This is a genomic window from Mycobacterium ostraviense, from assembly GCF_002705925.1.
Classification (GTDB): domain Bacteria; phylum Actinomycetota; class Actinomycetes; order Mycobacteriales; family Mycobacteriaceae; genus Mycobacterium; species Mycobacterium ostraviense.
Genome location: NZ_NKRE01000001.1, coordinates 5,644,904 through 5,659,004, shown reverse-complemented (window position 1 = coordinate 5,659,004; position 14,101 = coordinate 5,644,904). Strand labels below are relative to the sequence as shown.

Here is a 14,101-nt window from a genome sequence, read left to right as displayed (position 1 = left end):
AATCGTCTATCCCACAACGACTTTCAACAAGCGAAAATCACCAACGACGTCAGGCGGGGCGCCGGAGGCCGGGAAGCGGAGGCGGTAGGCACCTGATCGAAGCTAACCAGCGGCCGGTGGCTTCGCCATCACGGACGGCCGGGAACCGTAGCTCGGCAGAGTACGCCCGTGATGACTTCCGACTAACTGGCCCAACGGGGCTACCGGAAGGGTATTGAGGCCCGCCGCGACGGCCGGTTCCGCGGCGGTGAGCGCACCCCCACTTCTAGAGCTTGCCGGCGACGAAGTCGGCCGCCTGATTGACCATGCCCGCCTGGATGTAGCCGCTGGGGTTATGTTGCGGCCAGTTCTGCTTCCAGGTGTTCGGGTCGGCCGGGTTGCAGACGGGGTCCGAGCCGTGGCACAACTCGATGGTCCTGTCGTTGTAGAGCGGGCTGAAGTTGGTGATCGGACCCACCCACTGACTTCCGTTGCCGAACAACGCGACGGCGGCGATGTGCTCGTCGGCACCGGCGGGTAGCGGGCTGTCGAACCCAAATGCGGACATCGGCACCGCAAGCACCACGTCGGTGACCGCGGCCCCGAGGGAGTAGCCGCCGAGCACCAGCCGGGTGGCCGGGCAGGCATTGATCATGTACTGAACGTGGCGGCTCATGTCGTTGGCGCCGACGTCGACCTCGGTGTCGGCCGGGTATTTGACGGCGTAGCTGCCCATGCTCCTACCGCCAACCTTGGAGGCAAGAGTGCTGATAAACGCATTGCCGATCACGCCGGGCCCCGGCGACTCCAATCTGCCTCGGGCGAAGACAACTTCCACCTGCGGGCAATTCGCCGCACTGGCCCGCCGCGGGGCGCCCGGCGCGCCGGGCGGCAACACGGCCGCGGCGATCGTCAGCGCAGCGGAGACTGCACCAGCCACCAACAATTGTTCAACCGACTTCACGGCAAGCGGAGCGCGCACACGAAGATGGTAGCCATTGCGGCCCAGCCGTTGGCCGGCTTGACGCTGACCGTCGGCTTTGGCCGCGCATGAGCGGATAGCGCGACGCGACCAGGGCGCCGACCGTACTATCGCGGCATGCGGATCTCGGTCAAGTTCCAGCTGAGTTTCGCATTCCCCGAACTGAAAGATTTATGGCGAAGCTCCGATCACCTTGGTTTCGAAGGGATTTGGGACTACGACCACTTCTTTGGACCATCGGTGTTCGACGAGCCGACCTACGAGGCCTGGACGACGCTGGCCGCCATGGGGGCGATTACCGAACGGGCTCGGATCGGCTGTCTGGTGACCGGCGTGACGTACCGGAATCCGGCGGTTCTGGCCAAGATGGCGGTCACCGTCGACCGAGCATCGTGGGTACGGGATCGCGTACCCGAGCCCAGCGAGCCGGGTCGCAATGGTCGACGAAGCATTGACGGTGATTCGCAGGCTCTGGGCCGAGGAGTCGGTGAACTTTACCGGCGACTTCTTCACGCTTGAGGACGCGTTCTGCGAGCCCAAGCCCCTTCAGTTTCCACACCCACCAATTCGTGATGGCGGGTACCGGGCCAAAGATGTTGCGTCTCATCGCCCGCCACGGCGACGAGTGGAACATGCCGGCCGCGGAAGGCCCGCAGCCATGGGGCGACGTGAACGCCCGGCTGGACAAGGCCTGTGCCGATGTAGACCGTAACCCTGCCGAGGTCCGCCGTTCCGGACAAGTGCCCCTGCATCCGGCAATGGACGGACAGGTCGACGACCAACTCGCGTTGGTGCCCGAATTCGAGCAGCTGGGCTGCGAACACATGGTGTTGGCGTTTCGGCAGCCGCCCGCGCTACAGCTACTCGAGCGTTGCGCCGGTCTCGCATGACGGCCGCGTGCTCGGATCGGGTTCCGCGGTTCGCGGGGCGCGACGCAACGGCGCGTTAGCGGCACCCGGCATGGCCGACATCGTCATCGTCAAGGTGAAACCCGGCTCTCGCAAAGGGCCGCGGGTCGAGACGGTTTCCGGCGCCGAGCTGACGATCCACGTGCCCGAGCCGGCGGTCGGCGGCGAAGACAACGAAGCGGTTGCCCGGCTGCTGGCAGCTCACTTTCACTTGCCGAGGAGCCGAGTCGAATTGGTGTCGGGGGCGCGCTCGCGGCTCAAACGTTTCCGCATCGATCGCTGACCGGCTCCGGTTGCCTGGGTGGGTAGCACCATCCGGGTGTTGGCCAAGGCGTGCTTGGCCCGTGACCCAACCGCGACGGCGACACAAGATCCTCGATCCATGACCGCGTTGACGGCTATCGCTGCGCTGCTGATAGCACTGGGCATCGGCTACCGCATCGGCCGCCGCTCGAACACCCCACGTTGGCAGCGCCGAGCGCGCGGGGCGATACTTGCCGACGTCGCGGTCGGTCTCGTCGCGGTGCTGGTGGCTCGTCGTATCCGGCGGCGGATCCGGCGGCGGGCAGTCAACTCCGTGACCGTTGGGTTGGCGAAACTGGTTGAGCCGCTGCGAGTTCCGCTGCCGTACCGCCGTCGCCGCTATCCGTAGCATGGCCAGTGTCAGTCGATGTGTTTGTCGCGCCACCCGATCCGAACCTCGGGATTGCCGGTGGCGGACCTCGGCATTCAGCGTGGCGACAATGATCCCGGCTGCAAAGGCGTTGTCCCAGCGCGCCGCTGCGCGGCCGGCTCAACGAATCGGGTGCGGAAGCAGCCGGAATGTCGCAAACGTGGTGCCGCTCTTGCGTTGGGAGCACTAGCACTCACGAGCGGTGTCATCGGCACCTTAACGGCACCGCCCCCACCGCCGGCGGATCTCGGGGCCGCCCATTGACAGTTCGGTTATCGAACGATAACCTAGCGTCAATGGGTTGATCGGCGACCTGGGGAGACTTCGACCGGGCTGTATTGAAAACACGGCACTTCAGCTGCGCCGCTTCACGCCCTCACGAGAACTCTCGTCCAGCCCCAAAGGAGAGCCCAAAGGAGAGATTGTCTTGCGTATCGTGGTCGATCTGGTGCGTTGTCAGGGCTACGCCCAGTGCTGCTTCCTTGCACCCCAGGCATTCAAGCTAGCCGGGGAGGAGGCGCTGGTATATCACCCCAACCCGGACGATGGGCAACGTCAGCAGATCCTGCGCGCCGCAGCAGCCTGTCCGGTCCAGGCGATCCGGATGGATCGGTTAGAAGATGCGGAACTGGTCTACGAAACGGGGTCAGTATGACCGGCTCGGTTGCCCACACACGCCAGCGCCCCGGGCGGGTCGTGATCGTCGGCGCATCTCTGGCAGGACTGCGCGCGGCCGAGACGTTGCGCAAGAACGGTTTTCGCGGAAAGTTGACCCTGATCGGCGAGGAGCCCCACGAGCCCTACGACCGCCCGCCGCTGTCCAAGCAAGTCCTGACGGGCTACGCGCCGGCCGACCAAACCGCGTTGCCGCGCCTGTGCCAGCTCGACGCCGAATGGCGATTGGGCGTCGCCGCCGTCGGCTTGGATCTGGCCGCGCAGCGGGTGCACCTCGCCGACGGCCAGAACGTTGGCTTCGACCGCTTACTGATCGCCACCGGGGCGCGCGCCCGACCTTGGCCGAACCAAGCGGAAGCCGCTCTCGACGGCGTGGGTGTGTTGCGCACCCGCGATGACGCGGCCCGGCTGCGGCAGTACCTGGCCGCCAAGCCGCGGCGGGTGCTCACCATCGGCGCCGGGTTCATCGGCTCGGAAATCGCATCGGTCTGCCGCGAACTAGACCTGCCCGTGACGGTGGTCGATCGGGGCGGCGCTCCGCTGGAGAACGCCTTGGGCGGGGTGATCGGCGACATCGCCGCGACGCTGCAGCGACAGCACGGCGTCGATCTGCGCTGCGGCGTCACCGTAACGGAGTTGGAGGCGGATGGGAACGGGCGACTCCGGCGCGCTCACCTGTCCGACGGGACCACGCTCGACGTCGAGGTGGCCGTGGCCGCGCTCGGCTCGCTCCGCAATACCGAGTGGTTGCACGACTCGGGGTTGGCAGCCGACAGCAACTGGGGTGTGGCCTGCGACGCGGCCTGCCGCGCCCTCGAGCTGAACGGCGTCGTCACCGACAATGTCTTCGTCGCAGGCGACGTCGCCCGCTGCCCACACCCGCTCTACGATTTCGAGTTCCTGGGTGTGGAGCACTGGAGCAACGCCGTGGCCCAGGCCGAGGTCGCGGCCCACAACATGGCGTGTGCGCCCGCCCAGCGCCGTCCCCATCTGGCGGTGCCCACGTTTTGGTCTGCCCAGTTCGGGGTCAACATCAAGTCCGTCGGCGTGCCGCGCTTCGCTGATGAGGTCGTCGTCAGCCAAGGCTCGGTCAATAAGCACCGGTTCGTCGCCGCCTACGGCAGGCAAGGCCGACTCGTCGGGGCCGTCACCGTCAACCAGGGCATGTGGCTGGACTTCTTCGAACGGCAGATTGCCCAATCGGCCCCGTTCCCGCCCGTTGCGCCCGGCTTCGACCAGCCGGCCGACACCCAACCGGTCCCAGCTCGGTTCCCGAGTCGGGGCCTACCCAGCCATCAGGGCGACGTCATTCTGACCGGCCACGAGCAGGCTGAAAGTGAGGCGTCATGACGCGTCGGTCCGCATATCAACAAGTCCTCGACTACGCCAACCGTGCCAACCCATATCCGCTGTACGCCCAGTTGCGGCAGACACCGGTGGCCCGGCACGAGGATGGCAGCTACGTCGTCAGCACCCATCGGGAGATCGTGGCTTTGCTTCACGACCCGCGGATGAGCTCCGACATGACCAAGGGCGCCCAGCTCGAGCCAGATCTGATCCCGGGCTTCATCACGCTCGACCCGCCCGAGCACGGTCGGCTACGCCGCATGGCGATGCGGCATTTCGGTCCGCCGCACCGGGCCGGATGGATCGACGGCATGCGCGACAAGTTCGCCGACACGGTCCAGCGCCTCATCGACGACTGTCGCGGCCGTCGCCAGATAGACATCGTGGAGGACCTGGCGTATCCACTGCCGGTGTCGATGATCTGCGACATGCTCGGGGTGCCGCTCGAGGACGAACCCCGATTCCAGTGCTGGACGCAAGACTTCCTCGACGGCGAATTCGGGACACCCCAACAGCGGCAGCGAGGCGAGCAAGCGATCGCCGAAATGCGGGAATACATCACCGAAATCGCCGGGGCCTATCGCCGCCAGCCGGGCGACAACATGCTGTCGCGGTGGGTCACCGACAACGACCCCGACGGCCGGATGAGCATGACCGAGATCGCGGACACGGGAGTCCTGCTGCTCATCGGCGGCCACGAAACTACCGTCAACCTGATCGCCAATGGGATGCTGACCCTGCTGCGGCATCCCGAGGTGATGGAGCGGCTGCGCCGCGAACCGGACTTGGTCATCCCGTTGGTCGAGGAACTGCTCCGGTATGAGCCACCCGCACAAATCACGCCGCGGGTGGCCCTGGCGGACATCTCCGTTACCGGGGTGACGATCCCACGGGGCGCGAGAGTCAATCTCCTGCTTGCCGCCGGAAATCGCGATCCGCGACGCTTCACCGACCCTGACCTGTTCGTGCCCGACCGCCCGGACAATCAACATCTCGGTTTCGGACACGGCATTCACGCGTGCTTCGGTGCTCCCATGGCTCGGCTCGAGACACAGATCGCGTTGACCGCACTGGTAGGTCGGCTGGAATCACCGCGGCTGGTCGCCGATCCGCCCCCGTACCGCAGGAATCCTCTGCTGCGCGGGCCGCGCCACCTGGTTGTCACCGTCGACGGGGTGCGGGACTGAGCTTCGGCTCTTCAACAAACCGGATTGCTCCTTTGAAAGCTGGCCTGCGGTGGAGCAGAGTTAGGCTCGTGGACTTCGTCTTTCGAGCCGTCGCGACCCCGATCGCGATGCTTGCCTGCGCGGTCGTTTCCGTCTGCGGATCGGCCCTTGCCGATCCCGCACCCACGCAGGTGATCACCGCGGTGGCGGTCGGATCCGATGGCCAGCCGATCAATGGGTACCGCGAGGCCCCCGCGCAGGGCAACGTCACTGCCGTCGATAGCTGCACGACAGCGTCGCCGTCGGCGGTGGCGGACAACATCTACTATTGCTCGCCGAGCGCGGCCGATGCCGGAACCTGCTGGCCATCGACGCCGGAATCGCTTCTGTGCGTTGATAATCCGTGGGACAAGCGGCTGCATCGGGCGACCTACGGCGGCCCGCTCCCGCGGGTGCGGCCGATCGCGACACCCGATCCGTTCGCACTGCTTCTCGACGACGGCACCCGTTGCCTGCTACGCAACGGCGGCGCCTGGGGCGGCCGTGACGACGGGTACGTCGGCGTCTACGGATGTGGCGCCCCCGACGCGAACCTCGCGGTCTTGTGGCTTCCTAGCCAGGGCGCCGGAACCTGCATCGACCGCTCGGCGCCGGTATGGACGGTCAAGGTGGGGCAGCTGGGCATGCCCACCGACCATTTCCCGGCGCCGCAGCCTCGCGCGGTGGCCACCGCGTGGTTCGCCGGAAACTGACTACCGGTGTCAGGAGGCGGCCACGGAGCGGTCGCAGATCCATTTCGCGTTGTCGCCGTTGAGGTTCAAGCATCCGTGCATGGGCCGCAGCTGCCACCACTTCGGCGACCGCGAGCCTGCAACCCGCGGCCGAATCGCGCGCATCAGGCCCCCTGGGCGGTGCGGCCGGCCGCGCCGCCGCCGATGTAGGCGATGGGACCAAGCTGTTGTTCCTCGCCGAGTTGCCCGGTCAGGTGGGTGATGAGGGCCGCGTCGAGGATGGAGTGGAACTGGCCGTCGTCGGTGAAGTTGACGTTGGCGCCGCCGACCCGGAACAGCACGACGGTGTCTCCGGCGTTGGATTCGGGGCACTTCAGTGTGTGCACCGACGACCCGGGCTCGTACAGGTAGGAGCCCGCGGTCTGCGGCTGGTCGGCATATTCCAGGTAGTGCCAGGAGCCGCTGATGGTCCAGGCGTCCACCGCACCCGTGTGATAGTGCAGCGGGATGCGTGCGCCGGGCGCGAAGGTGGCCAGCACCACCCACTCGCCGTTTTCGATATCCAGTCGCAGTGGCCGGAAGTGCACACCTTCACCGAGGGCGTTGCGCACCAGCGGGATGTCGTTGGCGTTGACGGTCAGCAGCTCACCCTGGGGCAGGGCCACCAGCGGTAGCGGTGCACCGGTGGCGGTGGTCGCCGGAGCGGGGGCGGTCATAGTCATGAGGGGATTCCCTTCTGGTTTGTGGATCGGCTGTGACCACCACCCTGCCCGGGTCAACGCCCGATGTATTGACAGCAGCGGACAGTTGCTTGACAGTAAGGGACATGTCGGTGATCCGGGGCACGTGCATGACCGGGTATCCGGCGCTAGTGACCGAGCTCGGGGGCGATCCCGAGCCGTTACTCGCCCGCGCCGGAATCAGGCGGTCCGACATCGGCCGCTTCGACGCATTCATCACATATCCAGCGCTGATCCACGCGATCGAGTCCGCGGCGGCGGCGACACATACCTCCGACTTCGGCCGCCGGCTGGCCGAACGTCAGGGCATCGAGATTCTCGGCCCGGTCGGGGTGGCCGGGCGCACGTCGAAAACGGCGGCCGAGGCGTTTGCGACGTTCGAGCAGTATCTCGGCGCCTACAGCCCCGCGATCTCTGCCACCCTCAGCCCGGAGCTCGACCCCAATGCGTCATTCCTGGAATTCAAAATCCTGATTCCGCATCCGCCGGCACACCCGCAGACCACCGAACTGTCGCTGGGAGTGATGCTGCGGGTGCTACGTTTTCTGCTCGGCGCCGGCTATGCGCCCACCGTGGTTCACCTGCCCCATCAGCCACTGACGGCGCGCGAGGACTATCTGCGCTATTTCTCCTGTACCCCCCAATTCGGCTCGAGCAGGGCAGGATTCAGTGTGTCGACCGATGACCTGCAACGGCCGCTGGTGAGGGACGAGATGGCGCACCGCGTGGTGCTGGACTACCTCGACACCGTCATCGGCCGGCACCGGGGGACGATATCGTCGTCGGCACGGGAGCTCATCCGGCAGCTGCTACCGACGGGTGCCGCAACGGTTCCGGTGATCGCAGACCAGTTTCGGTTGCACCCCAAGGCATTACGCCGCCGACTCGCGTCGGAGGGGACGACCTTCAACGCCGTCGTCGACGACGTGCGACGCGAACTCACCGAACGCTATTTGCGGGATACCGATATGACGTTGAACCATCTCGCCCGACAACTGGGGTACGCGGAGCAAAGTGTGCTCTCCCGGTCATGCCAACGCTGGTTCGGAGCCAGCCCGGCGTCGCTGAGGGCGCAGTGGCAACAGGCCCAGGTGCCACCTACCGTCCCGTTGACGCGGTGAAGCACTCCCGACGACGTCCTCTACAGTCAAGAAATTGGTCTCTGCTGTCAATACATCCGGCGATTGAGCGGGCACGCTGGTAGCCGACGACGACCCCGGACCGAAATGGAATCTCGATGAACGACACCGAAATCAACCGCCCCGTGCCCTCGCTGCAGCGGCGCAAGATCTTCATCACCGGAGCCAACGGCTTCATCGGCCGCGCCATGGCCGAACGGTTTCGCGCCCTGGGCGCCGAAGTCGGCGGTGTCGATCTGGCCGCCGATCCGGCCGGCAACGTGGTGGCCGGCGACATCACGCGCCCGGAGGTCTGGGCAGCGTCGCTGGCCGGTGTGGACACCGTGATCCACACCGCGGCGTTGCTGGGCGCGTCGTTTCCCTTGGAGCAGGCCTGGCGCGTCAACGTCCTGGGCACCAGTCGGGTACTGCGCGCGGCGATCGACGCCGGGGTCCGCCGGTTTGTGCACTTTTCCTCGGTGGCCGCCTATGGCTTCGACTTCCCCGACGATATCGACGAGACGTACCCCGTTCACGTCAACGGTGACGTCTACACCAACACCAAGGTGAACTCCGAGGCCGTCGTCCTGGCCGCACACGCCGCCAGGGAGATCGATGTCACCGTGATCCGGCCCGGCGACGTGTGGGGCCCCGGCTCGGTCTGGGTCCGTTCGCCGATCGCCGAGATGCGCAAGAAGACCGGCTTTCCTCTGCCCAACGGCGGCAACGGCATCTTCTCAGGCGGTGTACATCGACAACTTCGTCGACGGCATGGTGCTCGCCGTTTCGTCCGACGACGCCGTCGGCCAGGTGTTCAACATCACTGACGGCCTCGGCGTCCGCTGCGCCGACTTCTTCGGACGGATGGCAGCGATGAGCGCCGGCACGATCCGCACCATACCGATCAGGGCGGCCGCGCCCGCAGCCGAACTCCTCGGCTCGCTGCTACGCCGCCTGGGGCACAAGACCGACCTCTCGGCCGGCACCATGTGGTTGCTCAACCGTCCAGGTACCTACTCGATCGAAAAGGCGCAGAAAATGCTCGGCTACCAACCGCGGCTTTCGATCGACGAGGGGATGGTCCGTGTCGAAGACTGGCTTCAGAGCGAAGGGCTCATCGAGGGCACGAAGTAGGTCTTCGGGCAGCACGACTTTGATCGATAATCAGCACCGTGCCCGACGTCCGGATCGCAGCCGCCACACGCAATGCGGTGCGAGCCGCGTTCGTCGTGGCCGGTATTTCCATCGCCTCGGCCTGTGGCCACCCTGCGCCGCCGGAGCCGTCTACGACGCTGTCGACGGTCACCGCCGGCGCCACGTCCAGCAATTTCCCGGTAACGGCGTCCCCGACCACCGTCGCCGGCATGTACGGCGACCCGGTGGCGGCCGCCAGGAGCTGGCAGCCGCAGTCACTCGAGGACAACTGCGGGCTGGTTTCGGTGGCCGATGTGGTCGGTCAAATCACTGGGCACGCGCCGACCGAGCAAGAGATGATCGCGCTGGCGGAAAGCACCCCGTCGCAGACCAACCCGGGGCCGATCTATGCTCCCGCCAACTACCCGAGCCACGCCAACGGCACCGGGGGCATCGAGCTGGGGCGCGAACTACGGCATCGCATCCGTGATGACCGATACCACGCACCCCGATCAGACCGGGCTGCCCGCCCTGCAGCAGTACCTCACCGATAACCGCAAGATCATCGCCTGGGTCAATTCCGCGGTCATCTGGAACAGCAACGATCAGCGCAGCACGGCCGACCACTTCCTCGTCGTCACCGCGATCGACACCAACAACGAGATCGTCCACCTCAACGACCCCGGCGCCGACCACGCCGACGAGCAGGTCGCCGTCACCACGTTCACGACGGCCTGGCATACCGGGGGGGATTCGATCGTCGTCACTGCCGCCTCAGGTTGAGCAAAAACGACACCCCGCGAACCGGCGGCTCGCGGGGTGTCGCTCGGTCACGCCGGCGGATTAGGCGAGATCGAACCGGTCGTTGTTCATGACCTTGACCCAGGCCGCGACAAAGTCCTCGACGAACTTGCCCGCGTTGTCGTCCTGGGCGTACACCTCGGCCAGCGCCCGCAACACCGAATTCGACCCGAATACCAGGTCATTGGCGGTCGCGGTCCACCTCAGATCGCCCGTGGCCCGGTCATGACCCTCGTAGACGTTCTCCGCGGCCTCCGAGGGCTTCCACTCCGTACCCATGTCGAGCAGGTTGACGAAGAAGTCGTTGGTCAACGCGCCCGGCCGGTCGGTGAATACACCGTGCTTGCTGCCACCGTGGTTGGCACCGAGGGCACGCAACCCGCCGACCAGCACCGTCATCTCCGGGGCGGTCACCCCCAGCAGGTATGCCCGCTCGACCAACAAATGCTCCAGCGGAGCCTTCTCCCCGGGACGGACATAGTTGCGGAACCCGTCGGCCCGTGGTTCCAGCACCGCGAACGACTCCACGTCGGTGTTCTCCTGCGAGGCGTCGGTACGCCCTGGCGCGAAATGCACCGAGATCTCGTAACCGGCGTCCTTGGCCGCCTTCTCCACCGCCGCGGACCCGGCCAGCACGATCAGGTCGGCCAGCGAGATCTTCTTGCCACCGGATGCCGATCCGTTGAACTCCTGCTGGATGCGCTCCAGCACGGGCAGCACCTGCTGCAACTCGGCAGGCTCGTTGGCCTCCCAACTCTTCTGCGGTTCGAGGCGCAGTCGGCCCCCGTTGGCGCCGCCCCGCTTGTCGGTTCGGCGGAAACTTCCCGCGGCCGACCATGCCGTCCTGACCAGCTGCGGAACCGACAAGCCGGACTCGAGCACCTTGCTCTTCAGCGCGGCAACGTCCTGCTCGTCGACCAGTTCGTGGTCGACGGCCGGAACCGGGTCCTGCCACAGCTGCGGCTCGGCAACCCACGGCCCCAGGTAACGGCTGATCGGCCCCATGTCGCGGTGCAGCAGCTTGTACCAGGCCTTGGCGAATGCCTCTTGCAGCTCCTCGGGGTGATCCAGCCAACGCCGGGTGATGTCGCGGTAGATCGGCGACTCGCGCAACGAGATGTCGGTGACCAGCATCGTCGGGGCGCGGCCCGGTCCGCCGAACGGGTCGGGGATGGTGCCGGCGCCGGCGCCGTCCTTGGCGGTGAACTGCCAGGCTCCAGCTGGGCTCTTCGTCAGCTCCCATTCGTAGCCGTACAGGGTTTCCAGGAAGGTGTTGTCCCACTTGGTCGGGGTGGGTGTCCAGACGACCTCCAGGCCGCTGGTCATGGCGTCCTTGCCTTTGCCGCTGCCGTAGGAGCTCTTCCAGCCCAGTCCCTGTTGCTCGATCGGGGCGGCCTCCGGCTCGGGACCGACCAGCTCGGGATCGCCGCGCCCGTGGGTCTTGCCGAAGCTGTGCCCACCCACGATCAGGGCGGCCGTCTCCTCGTCGTTCATGGCCATCCGGCCGAACGTCTCGCGGATGTCGATCGCCGCGGCGATCGGATCCGGCTTGCCCTCGGGGCCTTCGGGGTTGACGTAGATCAGGCCCATGGTGGTGGCACCGTAGGGCTGGGCAAGGTTGCGTTCGCCCGAGTAGCGCTTGTCGGTGCCCAACCATTCGTCCTCTTCACCCCAGAGGATCTCTTCGGGCTCCCAGACGTCTTCGCGGCCGAAGCCGAAGCCGAAGGTCTTGAACCCCATCGATTCCAGGGCGACGTTGCCGGCGAAGATGATCAGGTCCGCCCACGAGATCTTGTTGCCGTGCTTCTTCTTGACCGGCCACAGCAACCGGCGGGCCTTGTCCAGGCTCGCGTTGTCCGGCCAGCTGTTCAGCGGGGCGAACCGTTGCATGCCCTGACCGCCGCCGCCGCGGCCGTCATGAATGCGGTAGGTGCCCGCGGCGTGCCAGCTCATCCGGATGAACAGGCCGCCGTAGTGGCCGTAGTCAGCGGGCCACCAGTCCTGCGAGGTGGTCATCACATCGATGAGGTCGGCTTTGAGCGCCTCGACGTCGAGCTTGGCGAACTCTTTGGCGTAGTCGAAATCCGGACCGAGCGGGTTGGCCGCCGGCGGGTTCGGGTGCAGCATCGACACGTCGATCTGGTCGGGCCACCAGTCCCGGTTCGTCAGCGGTGCATGCGCCTTGGGCTTGGGCGACGGAATCGCCGGGTTTTCGCTCTCGCTGGTGCTCGCCGTGTTCGTATCCGGTTGCGGCGGGCGGCTTTCGGATGTATCGGATGACACAGCATTCCTTCCGGGTGTGGTGAAACGGGCTGCGATCACGGCTGTGATCGAGGTACTGCGGTCGAGCAGTCGGGGCACAAGCCCCAGTAGATGACTTCGGCCTCGTCGAGAACGAAGCCATCAAGAACGTTGCCGTCGTCCGCGGGAGTCAGGCACGGCGCATCCCCGACCGCACAGTCGATATCGGCGATGACCCCGCACGAGCGGCAGACGACATGGTGGTGGTTGTCGCCCACCCGCGATTCGTAGCGGGCGACCGAACCCGACGGCTGGATCCGACGGATCAGGCCTACCGAGGTGAGCGCATTGAGCACGTCGTACACCGCCTGGCGGGAAACCTCGGGCAGGCCGGTCCGAACCGCCGAGAAGATGGTCTCGGTGTCGGCGTGTGGGTTGGCGTCTACGGCTTCGAGTACCGCAAGCCGCGGCCGGGTGACACGCAGATCGGCCATTCGCAGCTTTTGTGTGTAGTGCGCCGTTGACGCCACTTCGCCACTATGACGCCTTATCTTGAATCAGTCAAGACTTCTGGGCGGGTGGGATTTGGCGAATCCGTCGGGGATCATCTTCGTCGGCTGTGACCGGTCGGACCACCGAGCGTCGTTCGCCTCGACTCATCGGCTCATGAGCCCAATAGCCTTGCGGCACAAGCAGTTGAGCCGCGATCGTGGATCGCGGCTCAACCGGTGACCAAGCGCTCCAGCGTCTGTAGCAACGCGGCCAGGTAGGCCTCCGAAACGGAGGCATCCCGCCGACCTGGTCGCGAAAACTCTGCGGAGTGGCACTCCAGTCGTAGGTGAGAGTGACGTCGGTGTGCTCCCCGCTGGGGACCAGGTCGTAACGCCACCACCAACCGCCGGCAACGTGGTTTCCCGCGGTGTCGAGCTGGCCCGGCATCCAGCCGATGGCGCGGTCCCGGTCGAAGACATTGACCAAGTTGTAGGTGACGTAGTCGCCACCGGCTTCAGTCAGGTACATATTCATCGCGAAGACCTGACCGCTGCCGGTGATCGGTGCGGCGTCTATCGCGTCGCGGACCCAATCGCCGGGCTCGGTGTCCCGATGGCGTGACGGCTGGACCAGAACTGCGAATACCTCCGCCGGAGTCGCGGCGATGATGCGGCTGACGACAAACCGCTCTGGATTCATGTTCATGCGTTGTCCTCGGTCCACAGGCGCGCCCGATTACTTGTCGCGAAAGTCCAGCCAACCACACCGGGAGTCCACCCCTCCTTGCGCCCCGGCCCCGGTCTGGTGCACCCGACGGGTGGGGTACGAACGGGCGGAGGGCCCGCCGGCTGGTTTGATGGACAGCACGGGGAGAATGCTGCAGACCGGTGCATGCCACCCGCGGGGGCCTCAGGGGGGCCAGAAAGGCACACGATCATGGCTCAGAAGCTGAGGCCGCATTTCGACAAGGTGCAGGCGCACTACGACTTGTCCGATGATTTCTTCCGGCTGTTCCTGGACCCGACCCAGACCTACAGCTGCGCCTACTTCGAGCGCGACGACATGACCCTGGAAGAGGCCCAGATCGCCAAGATCGACCTGGCGCTGGGCAAGC

At 66.2% G+C, this 14,101-nt stretch carries 17 protein-coding genes and 2 pseudogenes; 14 read left to right on the top strand and 5 right to left on the bottom strand.

From position 1 onward, the window contains the following. Window positions 1–265 precede the first annotated feature (265 nt). Window positions 266–925, bottom strand: a complete 660-nt coding sequence (locus tag CDN38_RS26295) for a cutinase family protein (protein ID WP_408633048.1) — start codon at window positions 923–925, stop codon at window positions 266–268. A 153-nt stretch (window positions 926–1,078) separates the two neighbouring features. On the opposite strand from CDN38_RS26295, the pseudogene CDN38_RS29755 reads away from it, so the two are divergent. From CDN38_RS29755 to CDN38_RS26260, 8 genes and pseudogenes are all read left to right on the top strand, one after another. After that, a pseudogene (locus CDN38_RS29755) lies at window positions 1,079–1,673 on the top strand (LLM class flavin-dependent oxidoreductase). Then, entirely contained in the window at window positions 1,555–1,851 is a 297-nt protein-coding gene (locus CDN38_RS29750; protein WP_180276391.1) for a hypothetical protein, read from the top strand. The pseudogene CDN38_RS29755 and the gene CDN38_RS29750 overlap by 119 nt, the downstream one beginning before the upstream one ends. Before the next feature lie 70 nt (window positions 1,852–1,921). Continuing rightward, window positions 1,922–2,152, top strand: coding sequence for a DUF167 domain-containing protein (locus tag CDN38_RS26285; RefSeq protein WP_075512181.1), 231 nt, complete (start codon window positions 1,922–1,924; stop codon window positions 2,150–2,152). A 99-nt stretch (window positions 2,153–2,251) separates the two neighbouring features. Then, window positions 2,252–2,521 carry a hypothetical protein gene (locus tag CDN38_RS26280; protein WP_142361334.1) on the top strand — a complete coding sequence of 90 codons (270 nt, stop codon included), beginning with the start codon at window positions 2,252–2,254 and terminating at the stop codon, window positions 2,519–2,521. A gap of 448 nt (window positions 2,522–2,969) precedes the next feature. Continuing rightward, window positions 2,970–3,197: a ferredoxin gene (locus CDN38_RS26275; RefSeq protein WP_075512157.1), complete on the top strand. Its 228-nt coding sequence runs from the start codon at window positions 2,970–2,972 to the stop codon at window positions 3,195–3,197. Next, complete coding sequence (locus CDN38_RS26270) at window positions 3,194–4,567, top strand: NAD(P)/FAD-dependent oxidoreductase (protein ID WP_099319273.1); 1,374 nt, start codon at window positions 3,194–3,196, stop codon at window positions 4,565–4,567. Before CDN38_RS26275 ends, CDN38_RS26270 begins: the two co-directional genes overlap by 4 nt. After that, window positions 4,564–5,751, top strand: a complete 1,188-nt coding sequence (locus tag CDN38_RS26265; RefSeq protein WP_075512155.1) for a cytochrome P450 — start codon at window positions 4,564–4,566, stop codon at window positions 5,749–5,751. Before CDN38_RS26270 ends, CDN38_RS26265 begins: the two co-directional genes overlap by 4 nt. A gap of 107 nt (window positions 5,752–5,858) precedes the next feature. Further along, window positions 5,859–6,482, top strand: coding sequence for a hypothetical protein (locus tag CDN38_RS26260; protein ID WP_075512180.1), 624 nt, complete (start codon window positions 5,859–5,861; stop codon window positions 6,480–6,482). 143 nt (window positions 6,483–6,625) lie between these two features. Here CDN38_RS26260 and CDN38_RS26255 read toward each other — a convergent pair whose 3' ends face one another. Then, window positions 6,626–7,183 (bottom strand): 2,4'-dihydroxyacetophenone dioxygenase family protein, encoded by a 558-nt coding sequence (locus CDN38_RS26255; protein WP_075512154.1) that lies wholly within the window; start codon window positions 7,181–7,183, stop codon window positions 6,626–6,628. A 104-nt stretch (window positions 7,184–7,287) separates the two neighbouring features. Between CDN38_RS26255 and CDN38_RS26250 the strand changes: the two genes are divergently transcribed. The 5 genes from CDN38_RS26250 to CDN38_RS31370 all read left to right on the top strand — a co-directional run bounded on the left by CDN38_RS26250 (window position 7,288) and on the right by CDN38_RS31370 (window position 10,236). After that, a complete protein-coding gene (locus CDN38_RS26250; protein WP_075512153.1) occupies window positions 7,288–8,322 on the top strand; it encodes an AraC family transcriptional regulator in 1,035 nt (344 codons plus the stop codon). 116 nt (window positions 8,323–8,438) lie between these two features. Beyond that, window positions 8,439–9,146: an NAD-dependent epimerase/dehydratase family protein gene (locus CDN38_RS26245; protein WP_233027051.1), complete on the top strand. Its 708-nt coding sequence runs from the start codon at window positions 8,439–8,441 to the stop codon at window positions 9,144–9,146. Beyond that, complete coding sequence (locus CDN38_RS31375; RefSeq protein ID WP_233428399.1) at window positions 9,091–9,453, top strand: NAD-dependent epimerase/dehydratase family protein; 363 nt, start codon at window positions 9,091–9,093, stop codon at window positions 9,451–9,453. Before CDN38_RS26245 ends, CDN38_RS31375 begins: the two co-directional genes overlap by 56 nt. Window positions 9,454–9,491: 38 nt before the next feature. After that, a complete protein-coding gene (locus CDN38_RS26240) occupies window positions 9,492–10,007 on the top strand; it encodes a hypothetical protein (protein WP_233027049.1) in 516 nt (171 codons plus the stop codon). Beyond that, complete coding sequence (locus CDN38_RS31370; RefSeq protein ID WP_233027048.1) at window positions 9,943–10,236, top strand: C39 family peptidase; 294 nt, start codon at window positions 9,943–9,945, stop codon at window positions 10,234–10,236. Before CDN38_RS26240 ends, CDN38_RS31370 begins: the two co-directional genes overlap by 65 nt. A gap of 60 nt (window positions 10,237–10,296) precedes the next feature. On the opposite strand, the gene katG is transcribed toward CDN38_RS31370, so the two are convergent. The 3 genes and pseudogenes from katG to CDN38_RS26225 all read right to left on the bottom strand — a co-directional run bounded on the left by katG (window position 10,297) and on the right by CDN38_RS26225 (window position 13,692). After that, window positions 10,297–12,537 (bottom strand): catalase/peroxidase HPI, encoded by a 2,241-nt coding sequence (gene katG / locus CDN38_RS26235; RefSeq protein ID WP_075512152.1) that lies wholly within the window; start codon window positions 12,535–12,537, stop codon window positions 10,297–10,299. Between the two features lie 35 nt (window positions 12,538–12,572). Beyond that, complete coding sequence (locus CDN38_RS26230; RefSeq protein WP_036405375.1) at window positions 12,573–13,025, bottom strand: Fur family transcriptional regulator; 453 nt, start codon at window positions 13,023–13,025, stop codon at window positions 12,573–12,575. A 191-nt stretch (window positions 13,026–13,216) separates the two neighbouring features. Continuing rightward, window positions 13,217–13,692, bottom strand: a pseudogene (locus CDN38_RS26225) (SRPBCC family protein). A gap of 231 nt (window positions 13,693–13,923) precedes the next feature. On the opposite strand from CDN38_RS26225, the gene CDN38_RS26220 reads away from it, so the two are divergent. Then, on the top strand, window positions 13,924–14,101 hold a 178-nt coding region (locus tag CDN38_RS26220; RefSeq protein WP_180276390.1), incomplete at its 3' end, for a class I SAM-dependent methyltransferase.

What these genes read in the sequence shown, in the direction of transcription:
- CDN38_RS31370 (WP_233027048.1), top strand. Translation starts at nt 9,943, where the DNA reads ATGACCGATACCACGCACCCCGATCAGACCGGGCTGCCCGCCCTGCAG.
- CDN38_RS26255 (WP_075512154.1), bottom strand. Translation starts at nt 7,183, where the DNA reads ATGACTATGACCGCCCCCGCTCCGGCGACCACCGCCACCGGTGCACCG.
- CDN38_RS26270 (WP_099319273.1), top strand. Translation starts at nt 3,194, where the DNA reads ATGACCGGCTCGGTTGCCCACACACGCCAGCGCCCCGGGCGGGTCGTG.
- CDN38_RS31375 (WP_233428399.1), top strand. Translation starts at nt 9,091, where the DNA reads ATGGTGCTCGCCGTTTCGTCCGACGACGCCGTCGGCCAGGTGTTCAAC.
- CDN38_RS26250 (WP_075512153.1), top strand. Translation starts at nt 7,288, where the DNA reads ATGTCGGTGATCCGGGGCACGTGCATGACCGGGTATCCGGCGCTAGTG.
- CDN38_RS26285 (WP_075512181.1), top strand. Translation starts at nt 1,922, where the DNA reads ATGGCCGACATCGTCATCGTCAAGGTGAAACCCGGCTCTCGCAAAGGG.
- CDN38_RS26260 (WP_075512180.1), top strand. Translation starts at nt 5,859, where the DNA reads ATGCTTGCCTGCGCGGTCGTTTCCGTCTGCGGATCGGCCCTTGCCGAT.
- CDN38_RS26280 (WP_142361334.1), top strand. Translation starts at nt 2,252, where the DNA reads ATGACCGCGTTGACGGCTATCGCTGCGCTGCTGATAGCACTGGGCATC.
- CDN38_RS26265 (WP_075512155.1), top strand. Translation starts at nt 4,564, where the DNA reads ATGACGCGTCGGTCCGCATATCAACAAGTCCTCGACTACGCCAACCGT.
- CDN38_RS29750 (WP_180276391.1), top strand. Translation starts at nt 1,555, where the DNA reads ATGTTGCGTCTCATCGCCCGCCACGGCGACGAGTGGAACATGCCGGCC.
- CDN38_RS26245 (WP_233027051.1), top strand. Translation starts at nt 8,439, where the DNA reads ATGAACGACACCGAAATCAACCGCCCCGTGCCCTCGCTGCAGCGGCGC.